This window comes from Duganella sp. GW821-FHT07F09, assembly GCF_059418705.1.
Genome location: NZ_JBWKQJ010000002.1, coordinates 150,410 through 164,072, shown reverse-complemented (window position 1 = coordinate 164,072; position 13,663 = coordinate 150,410). Strand labels below are relative to the sequence as shown.

General features: G+C 65.2%; 9 protein-coding genes. 4 read left to right on the top strand and 5 right to left on the bottom strand.

All coding sequences use genetic code 11. The annotated features are described in order from the left end of the window. Positions 1-15 precede the first annotated feature (15 nt). Positions 16-2,649 (bottom strand): molybdopterin-containing oxidoreductase family protein, encoded by a 2,634-nt coding sequence (locus tag AC07P1_RS05735; protein ID WP_494694889.1) that lies wholly within the window; start codon positions 2,647-2,649, stop codon positions 16-18. A gap of 1 nt (position 2,650) precedes the next feature. Next, positions 2,651-3,382 carry a 4Fe-4S dicluster domain-containing protein gene (locus tag AC07P1_RS05730; protein WP_494694888.1) on the bottom strand — a complete coding sequence of 244 codons (732 nt, stop codon included), beginning with the start codon at positions 3,380-3,382 and terminating at the stop codon, positions 2,651-2,653. Positions 3,383-3,543: 161 nt separating this feature from the next. Between AC07P1_RS05730 and AC07P1_RS05725 the strand changes: the two genes are divergently transcribed. Beyond that, on the top strand, positions 3,544-6,237 hold the full coding sequence (locus tag AC07P1_RS05725) for a TonB-dependent receptor plug domain-containing protein (protein WP_494694887.1): 2,694 nt from the start codon (positions 3,544-3,546) through the stop codon (positions 6,235-6,237). 159 nt (positions 6,238-6,396) lie between these two features. Here the strand turns inward: AC07P1_RS05725 and AC07P1_RS05720 are convergent, their stop codons facing one another. Next, a complete protein-coding gene (locus AC07P1_RS05720; protein WP_494694886.1) occupies positions 6,397-7,608 on the bottom strand; it encodes an MFS transporter in 1,212 nt (403 codons plus the stop codon). Between the two features lie 104 nt (positions 7,609-7,712). On the opposite strand from AC07P1_RS05720, the gene AC07P1_RS05715 reads away from it, so the two are divergent. From AC07P1_RS05715 to AC07P1_RS05705, 3 genes are all read left to right on the top strand, one after another. Beyond that, on the top strand, positions 7,713-8,624 hold the full coding sequence (locus AC07P1_RS05715) for a LysR family transcriptional regulator (protein ID WP_494694885.1): 912 nt from the start codon (positions 7,713-7,715) through the stop codon (positions 8,622-8,624). A 60-nt stretch (positions 8,625-8,684) separates the two neighbouring features. After that, the gene (locus AC07P1_RS05710) at positions 8,685-10,166 is read left to right on the top strand and encodes a S41 family peptidase (RefSeq protein ID WP_494694884.1); all 1,482 of its coding nucleotides are present in this window, start codon (positions 8,685-8,687) and stop codon (positions 10,164-10,166) included. An 82-nt stretch (positions 10,167-10,248) separates the two neighbouring features. Further along, a complete protein-coding gene (locus AC07P1_RS05705; protein WP_494694883.1) occupies positions 10,249-12,030 on the top strand; it encodes a M14 family metallopeptidase in 1,782 nt (593 codons plus the stop codon). A 256-nt stretch (positions 12,031-12,286) separates the two neighbouring features. Here AC07P1_RS05705 and ttcA read toward each other — a convergent pair whose 3' ends face one another. Together ttcA and AC07P1_RS05695 are read right to left on the bottom strand one after the other, a co-directional pair. Beyond that, on the bottom strand, positions 12,287-13,246 hold the full coding sequence (gene ttcA, locus AC07P1_RS05700; RefSeq protein WP_494694882.1) for a tRNA 2-thiocytidine(32) synthetase TtcA: 960 nt from the start codon (positions 13,244-13,246) through the stop codon (positions 12,287-12,289). A gap of 1 nt (position 13,247) precedes the next feature. Further along, a complete protein-coding gene (locus tag AC07P1_RS05695) occupies positions 13,248-13,646 on the bottom strand; it encodes a dihydroneopterin aldolase (protein WP_090325667.1) in 399 nt (132 codons plus the stop codon). Positions 13,647-13,663 lie beyond the last annotated feature (17 nt).

Below are 13,663 nucleotides of genomic sequence, written 5' to 3'. Positions count from 1 at the left end.
TCCGCCTAATCCGCCCTACACCTTACGCAGCGAGCATACGGTATCGAACCAGGCTTGCATGCCCACCAGCGGCTGCGGGTTGATCGGCAGCAGCGCGTTGATGTTGACGCCGTTGCCCTTGCCGCCGTTCCTCTCGTCCCACCAAACCCCCGCATTCAGATCGTCCAGCGCCGGCGCCGGCCCGAAGCCCTTGGCCGCGTCGGGCGCGATGCCGCGCGCGGCCACCTCGACCCGGCGTCCGCTGCGCCCCTCGCTGGCCCGCCCGCCGCTGATCCAGCCGACCGAATTGGACACCGCCACCACGCGCGGGTGGATGCCGCGCGTGACGAACACCCGCATCCGCGCCGACCCGATCTTCTCGCCGGTGCCGCGATAGGCCTGCTGCTCGGCCTTGTCGGCAGGCCCTGAACTTGGCCTGTAGGTGGTCAGTTCCACCAGATCGCCGCTCTTAAGGCCCATCTTCTTGGCCACCCCGGCGTTGATCCACATCGGATTGTCATGCACGATCTCCGTCAGGTACTTTTGCGAGGCGGTGCGCGCTTGTGTGTGCACATTCCACTTGAACGTGGTCAGGATGAAGCGGTCCGCCCGCAGATTGCGGTGGGACGGAATCTGCGCGAACGTCGGCAGGCCGTCATCAACGATGCCCAGCGTCTTGGCCACTTGCGTGATCTCCGGCGCGTGCACCTCGAACTTGCGCGACGGCGTGGTGAAGCCCCGCACCGCGGCGTCGCCGATCCGCACGCCCACGGCGACCTCCTTGCCTTTGTCGTTGGGCCGGTAGATCACGCCGGTGCCGGCGTCGGTGCGGCTGCCGTCCAGCTGCTTGTCGCTCAACGGCTTCTGGTAGACCTGGTAAGGCTTGGGTTGCGAACGGTCGACAAACACGCCGTAGTGCTTCATATATTCGAAGCCGTCCTTGAATTGCCGGCCGTCCGGACCCGTCGTCGGCAGCTTGGCGCACTGCGCGCGCACGAAGTCCTCGTGCCCGCCGAACTGGAAGTACTTCGCCTGTTCGGGGCCGAGCCGGCGGCCGATCTCGAACAGCACGTCGGCGAAGCTGCGCGCCTCGCCCGGCGGTGGCGTCAGCGGCTGGCGCAGCGCGACGTAATGGGTCAGCTCCAGGTTGTTGCGGATGTCCATGCCCCAGCGCTCCAGATAGGTGGCGTCGGGCAGGATCAGGTCCGCATAGTGCGCCATCTCCGAATACACCACGTCCGAGCAGGCGTGGAACGGGATCAGCTTCTCGTCCAGCAGCACTTCGACGGTAGTGCTGCGGCCCTCGGGCCAGGTCATCGGCGAGCCCAGTGTATAGCTAATGTAGACGTCCAGCTTTGCGCGGCCCTGGCGCAGGTAGTCGTAAACGATCTGGCCGACCTTCATCTTCTGCCAGCGGTTCGCCAGCGGCCATTCCGGCGGATCTTCCAGGTCGGTGCGGATCTTCGGCGCTGGCGGCACCGGCTGCGGCTGCGGATAGCGCGCGGCCGATAGCTTTTCATCGAGCCCGTAGCAGTAACCGCCCGGCTTGGCGATCGAGCCGACCAGCGCGTTGAGCATCACCACCGCGCGTTCGGCATTGAAGCCGTTGTAGTGGGCGCCGGTGCCACGGTTGGTGAAGGCGGCGACGGCGGGCCGCCGGCGCGCGAACTCCAGCGCCAGGCGCTCGATGTCGCGCGCGGCGATGCCGGACAGCTCGGCCGCCCACGCCGGCGTGCAGGTGGCCAGCCAGGCCCGCATCGTCTCAAGCCCGGGCTGGACGAATTTGGCCACGAAGTCGTGATCGATTTCGTTTTCGCGGATGATCACGTGCGCCATCGCCAGCGCGACTGCGCCCTCGGTCCCGGGGAAGGGCTGGTGCCACTCGTCGCTGCGCCCGGCCGTGTTGGACAGGCGCACATCGAAGGTGACCAGTTTGGCGCCGTGGTCGAAGCGCGCCTTGACCACGCGGCTGACCAGGTGCAGGCCGCCCTGGTGCGCCTCGTAGAAATTGGCGCCGAAGTTGAGGAAGTATTTGCAGCGTTCGGCGTCGATCGATTCCCAGTCGGTTTCGCCGAGCGAAACGTAATTGGCGGCGCGCTTGTTGGATGAGCACAGGGCCCGGTGGTTCAGTTGCACCGGCGTGCCGATCGCGCCCAGGAAGCGGTTGATTTCGGCGTCGATGCGCGAGCGGCCCTGGTGCAGCGCGACCCGCTCCGGATGGCCGCTGGCGATGCTGGCCTTGATGCGCTCGGCCACTTCGGCATAGGCCTGCTCCCAGCTGATGCGCTGCCATTTGCCTTCGCCGCGCGCACCCACCCGTTTTAGCGGATACAACAGCCGTTCCGGGTAGTCGTTGATCGTCGGTCCCGACTGGCCCTTGGCGCAGGTCATGTAGCTGCCCATGTTCGGGTCGAGCGGATTGCCGCGAATTTTGATCACCTTGTCGTCCTGGACGAAGGCTTCGATGCCGCACACCGTCGAGCAGTTCAGGCATACGCTGGTGATGCGCTTGGCGCTGCGATAATCGTTCTTGACCTTGCGCTGGCCGCCATCGGCGACCGGCCGGTAGTTCATGGCGCCGGCGGCGTTGGGCGTGAGCAGGATGGTTTCGCCCAAACCCAGGGTGGCCATCGAGCCGATGCCGCTTTTGATGAATCCACGACGGTCCATGTCAGCCTCCCCGTGGTTTGTTGGCGCGCGGTGCGGCCGGTGGGAACTCGGACTTGAGCTGGTCCCAGGTCTCGACCTCGTACGAGAACGGGTCGTGGCTGCGGCCTTTGGGGATCTTGCGCTCCATCGCGCGCGGCACAACGCCGCCCAGGCCCCGGTACTCCACCAACGGGCGGGTTTTTTCCTCCGGCTTGAGGGGCGACGTCTGCTTCCTATGCTTTGCGTGGAACAGACTGACCTTGCTGGCCGGGTCGTTCAAATCGCCGAACGCGAAGACCTCGGCGGGACAGACCTCCACGCAGGCCGGGTCCATGTCGGCGGCCAGCCGGTGCGAACAGAAATCGCATTTATCGGCCACTTCGGCGACCGGGTCGATGTGGATGGCGCCATACGGGCACGCCTTGATGCAGTCGCGGCTACGGTCGCAGACCGCATCGTCGATGCGCACGATGCCGTCGGCGCCGCGCGCGATGGCGTCGGTGGGACAGGCGTCCAGGCAGGGCGCGTCCTCGCACTGCATGCACAGCGTCGGCAGGAAGGCGCGTTTGGTCGTAGGCTGCTGGTTGTACGGATTGAGCGCGGCGAAATCGTAGTAGTACACCTTGGTGCGGAAGTGGCCGAGCGAGACGGAGTTTTCGACTTTGCAGGCGACCGAACAGGCGTGGCAGCCGATGCAGCGTTCCAGATCGATGGCCATGCCCCATTTGGGGCCGGCGCTGGCGGATGTGGTCATGAAGGTCCCCGGTGAGGTGCGCGAAGGGCAATTGTAGAGCAGTCGCGTGGCAGTTCCGTTTCATGCACCAAAATAACGCATAAGCTTGTGCGGATTCGTTCGTTCATTCCCGATTCGGTGGTTGATAAGATGGCATCCCCATCTTTTACCGGATCACTTCAGTGCAAACAAAATTTAAATTGAACCCGCTGGCGGCAGGCGCTATCGCGCTGCTGTGCGGCGCTGCCGGCTCCTCCAGCGCGCAGGTGGCGGACTCGGAGACCCTGAGCCCGCCCGCAGTCGTCGTCACCGGTTCGCGCATTCCGCGCGCCACGCTCGAAGGCCCGTCTTCCGTCACCGTCATCACCGGCGACGACATCACCAAGCAAGGCTATCGCAACGTCTTCGACGCCTTGAGCAACCAGGCGCAGAACAGCGGCTTCACGCAGGGCGCCGACTACGGCAACACCTTCACGCCGTCGGCCAACGCCATCAGCCTGCGCGGCCTGGGGCCGAACCACACGCTGGTGCTGCTCAACGGCCGCCGCATGGCCGACTTCCCGATCGCTTATGAAGGCACGGTCAATTTCACCAACCTGGCCAACATCCCGTCGAGCGTCGTCGACCGCATCGAAATCCTCAGCGGCGGCGCCTCCGCCGTCTACGGCTCGGACGCGATCGCAGGGGTGGTCAACATCATCCTGAAAAAACAGGCCGACGGCTACGATATCAACCTGAAAGCCGGTGGCACCTCGCGCGGCGGCGGCGGCGACAAGCGCCTGCAGTTCACCGGCGGCCACGCCTTCGACAAACTCAATACCCTGTTCAGCATCGAACTGCTGGAGCGCGATCCGTTGTGGAGCCGCGACCGCGATTTCATGAGCACCCGCACCGGCGTGGCGCCGACGTCCATCCTGGGCCGCCGCAACGTCAGCAGCGGACGCTATGTCGATCTGGGCGACGCCTGCGCCGGCCTGGGCGACGTCTTCAACGGCAGCGCCGTCAAGTACACCGCCAGGACCGGCAGCTATTGCGCCAGCCCGAATGTCGGTCCGACCTACTGGACCACGCAGACCAAGAACAGCAGCCAGAATGTGTTCGGCAGCGCCAACTACGAGCTCTCGCCGTCCACCACCTTGTTCATCGAGGCGCTGTATGGCCAGAATCGCAGCTCGAACAACACGCGCGGCCCGTCGTGGACTTCGCGCTCGCTCACCGACGCTTATTTCGTCAACCAGAACACCGGCAACTACGAGGCGTGGAACAAATACATCTCGCCGGAGGAGATGGGTGGCGTCGATCGCTACAACCGCACCTGGGACGACCAGGCCAGTTCGCTGTCGTTCGGCGCCAAGGGGCAACTGGCCGGCAGTTGGCAGTACGAAGCGGCCTACACGGCGTCGCTCTACAAGAGCCAGGCCAAGGCGCCGCGCGCGCTGGCCAATATCGACAGCTTCTTCCTCGGCCCGCAGTTGGGCGTCGACGCCGACGGCGTGGCGATCTTCGCGCCCGACCAGTCGCGCCTGACGCGCCGTTTGACGCCGGCCGAATTCGACAGCATCACCGGCTTCACCCACAGCGATGACAAGTCGTGGACCAATACCCTCAGCGTGTCCGCCAACGGCGAGGTGTTCGCGCTGCCGGCCGGCCCGGTCAGACTGGCGACGGTGGCGGAGGTGGGCAAGCAGGGTTTCTCGAACCGGCCCGATGACCGCATCAACCAGGGCTACTTCAACCTGGCGCCACCTGCCGACGTCACCGCCGGCACCCGCAAACGCTACGCGCTGGGCGTGGAAGCGAACGTGCCGCTGCTGCCGCAGTTGTCGGCCACCCTGGCCGGCCGCTACGACCATTACAGCTACGCCGGCCGCGACGACGGCAAGGCCACCTACAACGGCGGCCTGGAATGGCGTCCCGTCAAGCAGGTGCTGGTGCGCGGTAACTACGCCACCAGCTTCCGGGCGCCGGACATGAACTATATCTTCAAGGCGCGCGGCACCGGCTACTATTCGTCCACCACCGACTACTACCGCTGCGCGCAGGCCGGCCAGCCGGTGGCCGATTGCGAGTTCGCCAACGTCTCGCCGGGATCGGACTACGTGCAGAACGGCAGCAAGGATCTGCGCGCGGAGCGGGGCCGTTCGACGGGCCTCGGCCTGGTGTGGTCGCCGAGCGCCGACTTCGACGTGTCGCTCGACTACTGGAACATCAAGATCGACGATCTGGTGACCAACCTGAGCGCCGACAAGCTGCTGCGCGACGAGTCGGATTGCCGCATGGCCGGCGACCTGACGTCGCCGACGTGCGCCGACGTCATCGCCCGTATCGAACGCAATCCGCTCACCGCGCTCAACAAGCCGGGCGAGATCCGCCGGATCACGGTCAATCCGATCAACGCCGCGTCCACCAGCGTGAACGGCATCGATGTCAGCGTCAAGCATGTGTTGCGCACCACGGGCTGGGGCCTGTTCGTCTCGAAGCTGAATTACTCCAAGACGTTGGACAAGAAGTCGCGCCAGTTCTCAGGCGATCCGTTGAACGACGACCTGCATGATTTGACCAATCCCGATTGGCGCGACAAACTCAATGCCAGCGTGACGTGGAATCTGGAGAAGTGGTCGAACACGCTGTTCCTGCAGCGCTACAGCAAGGTGCCCAACGGCGCGGGTGAGGCGTATCTCACGCCGACCACGCTGGTCAACGCCAGCGTGGTGTATCGTTTGAATCCGAGCACCACGATCTCGGTGGCGGTCAATAACCTGTTCAACAAGGTCAAGAGCGATACCAGCGGCGGGTGGCCGTATTATCCGGTCGGGAATTACAGCCCGGTCGGACGTCAAGGATGGGTGGAGCTGAATTACCATTTCGGTTCCTAACGCAGTGGCGGATTACGGCGTTCCGCCTAATCCGCCCTACGTGCCTATCGTGTCCGCGACCTTCTCGGTGAAAGCAGGCGACTGTCATATGCGTCACCGCGCAGACACGTAGGGCGGATTAGCGCAGCGTAATCCGCCACGCGCCGCCCCGGTCCCCATTCAGGCCACCTCGCGCCGCGCGGCGCCATGCCCCGCATACTCCGTCACCCAATACGCCAGGGCCAGGGCCGGGAAGGCCATGCCGGTCAGCAGCGCCGCGTGCCAGCCGTGCGTGGCGAACATCCAGCCGCCCAGCGCCGAACCGAGCGCGCCACCGGCGAAGAACAGCGCGAAATACACCCCGTTCAAACGGCTGCGCACCTCCGCGCCCAACGTAAAGATGGCGCGCTGGCCGAGCACCAGGTTGGCCGCCACGCCCATATCGAGGACGATCGATGCGACCACCAGTATCGCCAGGCCGACGTTGCGCGATTCCGGCGCGATCATCGGCAGCGCGAAGCCGACCACCCCCAGCGCCAGCGCGGCGGCGGTCGCCATCAGGGTGTGGCCCGCGTCGGCCAGGCGCCCGGCGATCGGCGAGGCCACCGCGCCGGCCATGCCGACCAGCGCGAAGATGGCGATGCCCGTCTGCGACAGGTGGAACAGCGGACCGGCCAGCATCAGCGGCGTGACGGTCCAGAATAAACTGAACGATCCAAACAGGCCGGCGTGGTACGCGGCGCGGCGGCGCAGCAGCGGCGTGCGCAGGAACAGGTGCCACAGCGACGCCATCAGCGCCGGATAGGTGATGTTCGACGCCGGCACGCGCTGCGGCAGTTTGGCGCGCAGCACCAGCGCCACCGCCAGCACGATCAGCGCGGCGCCGCCGAAGACCACGTGCCAGTTGCTGGCGTCGGCCACCAGGCTGGCGACCGGGCGCGCCAGCATGATCCCCAGCAGCAGGCCGCTGACCACCTTGCCCACCGTGTGGCCGCGCGTCGATTCCTTCGACAGGTGCGCGGCGAACGGCACGATGATCTGCGCCGCCACCGAGCCCAGGCCGATGCCCAGCGCCGCCGTTAAAAACATCCACGCGCTGGTGCTGAACGCGGCCAGCACCAGCATGGCCGATGTGAACAGCAGGCCGCCGACGATCAGGCGGCGGTTTTCCAGCAGGTCGCCCAGCGGCACGACGAACAGCAGGCCGATGGTGTAGCCGATCTGCGTCAACGTGACGATCAGTCCCGCCGCCTGCGCCGACAGGCCGGTGGCCGCGCTGATCGGGCCGACCAGCGTTTGCGCGTAATACAGGTTGGCGACGATCAGGCCCGTCGCGGCCGCCAACAGCAGCACCATGCCGGGGCTGATGTCGGTTTCAGAGGTTTTGTTCATGATGGCTCCAGAAATGGAATTTCGATGAGCCTAGTGTAGGCAAAACGGACCTAAAGATAATTAGGGCATAATGCCCTTATACTTTTCACTTTATATGAACAATCATGGATCGTCTAAAGGCCATGCAGGTATTTGTGCGCATCGTCGAGGCCAATAGCTACACGAAGGCGGCAGAGACGCTGGACCTGCCGCGCGCCGCGCTGACGGCGACGATCAAGAAGCTGGAGGCCTTCCTCGGCACCCAGCTGCTGCAACGGACCACGCGCCGACTGTCGCTGACGCCGGACGGCGCCGACTACTTCAAGAAATGCCTCGACATCCTTCAGGCGGTGGACGACGCCGAGGGCACCTTCCGGGGCCAGAGCGCGGCCCGGCCCAAAGGCCGGCTGCGGGTGGAGCTGCCCGGCGCCGTCGGCCGCAATCTGGTCATGCCGCACATCGGCGCTTTTTGCCGCGATTATCCGGAGATCGATCTGGTCGTCTCCCTGAGCGAGCAGGTGAAGGATTTGACGCGCGAAGGCCTGGACTGCTCGCTGCGCGTGGGCGACCTGCAGGACTCATCGATGATCGGCCGGCGCATCGGCGGCATGGCGTTCCTGACGTGCGCCTCGCCGGCCTACCTGGCCGCGCATGGCGTACCGCGCACGCTGGAGGATCTGCACGCGCATCGCGGCGTGACGCATTTCTCCGGCCGCACCGGCCGCCCGTTCGAGTGGGATTTCGTCGCCGACGGCAGCGTCGTGACGATGCCGGTGCGCGGCGCCATCGCGGTCAACGATCCGGACGCCTACATCATCTGCGCGCTGCAGGACATGGGCCTGATCCAGGCGGCGCGCTACCAGGTGCGCCACCACCTGGCCAGCGGCGCGCTGGTCGAGGTGCTGCACGAGATGCCGCCAACGCCGATGCCGATCTCGTTGCTGTATCCGCAGGGCCGCATGGCCTCGCCCCGCCTGGGCGTGTTCGCGGCGTGGATCGCGGCCTTGTTCCGGGACGATCCGGATCTGCAAGCGTGAGTTGCGAAAAAAGATAGTCACTATGACATTTCCCATCGCCTGCGCGACTATAATATGCGCATGAGAAAATACTCCCCGCTGTTAGCCGCCGCATCTTTGCTGGCGCTGCTCTCAGGCTGCGGTGGCGGCGGTGGCGGCGCCACACCCGCCGCCGTCGCCGCGCCGGCCGTACCACCAGTGGCCACCGCTTCCGAGTGGACCGTGCTGGCCAACCGCTGCGAGAATCCGCGCCCGGGCACCGTCGATGTGCGCGGATCCCTGATGGACGAGCTGAAATGGCTACGGTCCTTCTATGACGAGACCTATCTGTGGTACCGCGAGCTGCCAACTAACCTGCGGCTGGAGAATTACACGCGCGCGGTCGACTTCTTCGACGTGTATAAAAGTTCGGCCGTCACCGCCTCCGGCTTGCCGAAGGATCGCTTCCACTTCACTTATCCGACCGCCGTGTGGGACGCGTTGTCCAGCTCCGGTTCGGAAGTGGGCTACGGCCTCACGTGGGTAAGCAACGAAAGCGCGTCCAACTGGGTCGTGGCGTCGGTCGCACCGGCATCGCCGGCGGCGCTGGCCGACGTGCGCCGGGGCGATGCCCTGACGTCCGTCGACGGCGTGCCCGTCACCGATAACAGTGGCGCCTCCGTGAACCGGATCAACGCCGGGCTGTTCCCGACCGCTGCCGGCCAGGCCCACCAACTGGCGCTCACGCGCGCCGGCGTTGGTTTGCTGGTCAACCTGACGGCGCAACAGGTGACCAGTCCACCGGTCCAAAACGTCAAGACCATCGACACGCCGACCGGCAAGGTCGGTTACCTGCAGTTCGACGACCACAACCAGCTCTCCGAGAGCGAGCTGGCGAAGGCGTTCACCACCCTGAAGTCGGCTGACATCGTCGATCTGGTGCTCGACATGCGCTACAACGGCGGCGGCTACCTGGCCGTGGCCAGCGAACTGGCATACATGATCGCCGGACCGGAAGCGTCCAGCGGCAAGGCCTTCGAGCGACTGCAGTACAACGACAAGATGCCGCCGCAGCCGCCACAACCATTCCTGGACAAGGCGTTCGGCTTTAGGGGCTCGCCACTGGCCGGTGGCACCGCGCTGCCGTATCTGGGGCTCAAGCGCGTCACCATCCTGACCACGCCGGGTACCTGCTCGGCCAGCGAATCGGTGATCAACGGCTTGCGCGGCATCGACGTCGAAGTCAATCTGATCGGCGGCGAAACCTGCGGCAAACCGTATGGTTTCGTGCCGGCGGATAACTGCGGCACCACCTATTTCGCGATCCAGCTGCAGGGCGCCAACCACAAGGGCTTCGGCGACTACGCCAACGGCTTCCAGCCGACCTGCCGGGTGGGCGACGATTTCGGTCATGCCCTGGGCGATTCCTCCGAGCGGCTGCTGTCGACGGCGCTGAGCTACCGCGCCAACGGCATCTGTCCCGCGCAGCCGGCGATGAACCGCGCGCGCTCCGCCACCGTCGCTTCCGGCGCCATGACCGTGGTCCGCCCCCAGGCCAGGGAAATAGCGATCCGCAATCGTTAGCGCGCAAAGCCGTCTATAATTTCCAGCGTATCCGGTGCCGGCGCAGGCACCGGTCGATCAACCCCACGCTGGAAGCCTGTTCATGATTCGTTCCGCCATACTGCTTGCCTTTGCCACCGCCGCCGCCACCACTACCGGCGCCGCGTTGGCCGCCGCCCCGTCATCCGCCCTGAGCACCATCGCCGAACGGTCCGGCTTCCAGAACACCGGCCGTTACGACGAGGTGGTCGCGCTGTGCGCGCGCTTCCAGAAGGCGTATCCGAAACAGGTGCGGTGCTTCGAATTCGGCCGCACGCCGGAGGGGCGGCCGATGCTGGCGCTGGCCGTCTCGCGCACCGGCGCGCTGACCGCCGAGCAGGCGAAAAAGCGCGGCCTGCCGGTGCTGCTGGTACAGGGCGGCATCCACGCCGGGGAGATCGACGGCAAGGACGCCGGCTTCCTGGCGCTGCGCGAGGCGCTGGAGAACAAGGCCGCTCCGGGCGCCCTGGACAAGCAGGTGCTGTTGTTCGTCCCGGTGTTCAACGTCGACGGCCATGAGCGCTTCGGCAAATGGAACCGGCCGAACCAGCGCGGTCCGGTGGAAATGGGCTGGCGCACGACGGCGCAGAATTACAATCTCAATCGCGACTACGTCAAGGCCGACGCGCCGGAGATGCAGTCCATGCTGGCGCTGGTGAACGCCTGGGACCCGCTGGCCTACATCGACCTGCACGTGACCGACGGTGCCAAGTTCCAGCCCGACGTCTCGATCCAGGTCGAGCCGGTGCACGGCGGCGACGAGGATCTCAAGCAGGCCGGCCTGGCGCTGCGAACGGCCGTGATGGCGGACCTCAAGGTGCAGGGCTCGGACCCCAAGCCGTACTACATCTCGTTCGCGGTGAACGACGATCCGACGTCCGGCTTTGTCGACAGCATGCCGGCGCCGCGCTTTTCGACCGGCTATTTCCCGATGCGCAACCGCTTCGCGATGCTGGTCGAGACGCACTCGTGGAAGGACTACCCGACCCGCGTGCGTGTCACGCGCAACACCATCGTCTCGCTGCTGTCGCAGGTCGGCGCGCACGGCCAGCAGTGGCTGAAGACAGCGCGCGAGGCGGACGCGCGGGCGGCGGCGCTGGCGGGCGCCGAGGTGCCGCTCAGCTATCGCACCACGTTCAACAAAAAGACCATCCAGTTCCCCGGCTACGAGTACACGCGTGGCCATTCGGAGGTGTCGGGCGGCCTGATGACGCACTATGACGAAAGCAAGCCGCAGATGTGGACCGTGCCGTTGCGCGACGAGATCGTGCCCGATCTGCGGGTGGCCGCGCCCCTGGGAGGCTATCTGGTGCCGCTGGCCGACGCCCCGAGGGTGGCGGCCAAGCTGAAACAGCACGGCATCACGTTCAAGGTGCTGGGCGCGGACCAGATGGCGGCGGAGGTGGAGACCTTCCGCGCCACCAAGACCAAGTTCGGCGCGCAATCGTTCGAAGGCCGGCAATCGCTGGCGGTGGAAGGCGACTGGGGCCGCGAGCGCCGCAGCGTGGCCAAGGGTTCGCTGTTCGTGCCGATCGCGCAGCCCAAGGCGCGCCTGGTGATGACGATGCTCGAGCCGCGCGGCGCCGATTCGCTGCTGGCCTGGGGCGAGTTCAATAACGCCTTCGAGCGCAAGGAATACATGGAGGAGTATGTGGCCGAGGATGTCGCGCGCGAGCAGTTGGAGGCCGATCCGGCGCTGCGCGCCGAGTTCCGCAAAAAGCTCGACACCGACGCGGAGTTCAACAAGAGCCAGGAGGCGCGCCTGGAGTTCTTCGCCCGCCGCCATTCGTCGTGGGACGAACGCTTCAATCTCTATCCGGTGATGCGCACGGCGCAGAAGTTTTAAGCGGGGAGGGGGCGGTGGACTAAATGGCCCCTGCGGGAAACGGTCTCTTTTGGCTGTCTCTTTTGGTCGGTTTTGGTCTCTTTCGGTCTCCTGTCTGTTTTAAAGCAGACAGGAGTAAAAAAGAGACAAAAAGAGACCGAAAGAGACCAGCGAAAAAGGCGCATTCCCGCATGGTGTGGTTTGGGCTTGCACCTCGCAGGTGCCACACCCGCCTTACAGCATATCCGGATTGTCAGTCATGACAAGCTGCCGTTTTTTACTGTCCGCGCTTGAGCACTTCGCTCTGGATCGAGAACGCGCCGTTCACGCCATCAAGCGTGATGCTCTCGTCCTTGTCGAACAGGATGTCGCCGCTGAAGGCGCCTTCGGCTTCGCGCATTTCGTTCTTGCTGAAGTCGAACAGCCCGCGGTCCATCATGTGCGACGGCTTGATATTGCCCATCGCGGTGAACATGCTCTTGATCCACAGCGGGTTTTTCTGCTGCCACGTCGCCAGCATCTCCTTCATCGCCTGCCGCTGCAAATTCGGCTGCGAGCCGCACAGGTTGCACGGGATGATGGGGAAGCCCATCTTGCCGGCGTATTTTTCGATGTCCTGCTCGCGGCAGTAGGCCAGCGGGCGGATCACCACGTTCTCGCCGTCGTCGGCGGTCAGCTTGGCCGGCATGGTCTTGATGGTCCCGCCGTAGAACATATTGAGCAGGAAGGTCTCGAGGATGTCGCCCTGGTGGTGGCCCAGCGCGATCTTGGTCGCGCCCAGCTCCTTGGCGGTGCGGTACAGGATGCCCCGGCGCAGGCGCGAGCACAGCGAGCAGGTGGTCTTGCCCGGCTCGATCTTCTCGGTGACGATGCTGTAGGTGTCCTGCTCGACGATCTTGTACGGCACGCCGATCTTCTGGAAATACTCCGGCAGCACGTGCTCCGGGAAACCCGGCTGCTTTTGATCGAGGTTGACCGCGATCAGGTCGAACTTGACCGGCGCGATTTTACGCAGGTGCATCAGGATGTCGAGCATCGTGTAGCTGTCCTTGCCGCCGGACATGCAGACCATCACCAGGTCGCCCTCGGTGATCATGTCGAAGTCGACGATCGCCTTGCCGGTTTGCGTGCGCAGCTTCTTTTGCAGCAGCTCGAAGCGGCGCGAATCTGTCGGGTCGCGCTCCTGCGCGGCGCCCGTGGCGTGGTGTTCTTGCGGGAGATGCAGTGGGGCGTTCATATCAGACGTTGTCCTTGATCTTGAATACCTCGACGCCGACGCCTTCGCAGTCCGGGTACACGTCCGGCTTCATCGTCGAGACGCGGGCGGCGCGCACGCGCGGGTGGTCCAGCATCGCGCGCACGATGTCGTCGCACAGGCTTTCCTGCAGCTGCACGTGGCCGCGCGCCATCAGCTTGGCGATGGTGTCGCGGATGAAGTCGTAATCGACCACCTCGTCCAACTGGTCGTGGGTCGGCGTCGACACCGCCAGCGGGATGTACAGGTCGACGTTGATCAGCAGCCGCTGCTCGCCCTTTTTCTCGAATTCGTACACGCCGATGTTGATCAGCACTTCGTAGTTGCGCAGGAACAGGCGGCGGCAGTCGGTCAGACTGGGGTGGGACAGGGCGGACAACATGGGATTACCTTCTTTCG

Excerpts from the sequence above, each read along its gene's own strand:
- AC07P1_RS05735 (WP_494694889.1), bottom strand. The coding sequence starts at position 2,649 with ATGGACCGTCGTGGATTCATCAAAAGCGGCATCGGCTCGATGGCCACC.
- AC07P1_RS05730 (WP_494694888.1), bottom strand. The coding sequence starts at position 3,382 with ATGACCACATCCGCCAGCGCCGGCCCCAAATGGGGCATGGCCATCGAT.
- AC07P1_RS05720 (WP_494694886.1), bottom strand. The coding sequence starts at position 7,608 with ATGAACAAAACCTCTGAAACCGACATCAGCCCCGGCATGGTGCTGCTG.
- AC07P1_RS05715 (WP_494694885.1), top strand. The coding sequence starts at position 7,713 with ATGGATCGTCTAAAGGCCATGCAGGTATTTGTGCGCATCGTCGAGGCC.
- AC07P1_RS05710 (WP_494694884.1), top strand. The coding sequence starts at position 8,685 with ATGAGAAAATACTCCCCGCTGTTAGCCGCCGCATCTTTGCTGGCGCTG.
- AC07P1_RS05705 (WP_494694883.1), top strand. The coding sequence starts at position 10,249 with ATGATTCGTTCCGCCATACTGCTTGCCTTTGCCACCGCCGCCGCCACC.
- ttcA (WP_494694882.1), bottom strand. The coding sequence starts at position 13,246 with ATGAACGCCCCACTGCATCTCCCGCAAGAACACCACGCCACGGGCGCC.
- AC07P1_RS05695 (WP_090325667.1), bottom strand. The coding sequence starts at position 13,646 with ATGTTGTCCGCCCTGTCCCACCCCAGTCTGACCGACTGCCGCCGCCTG.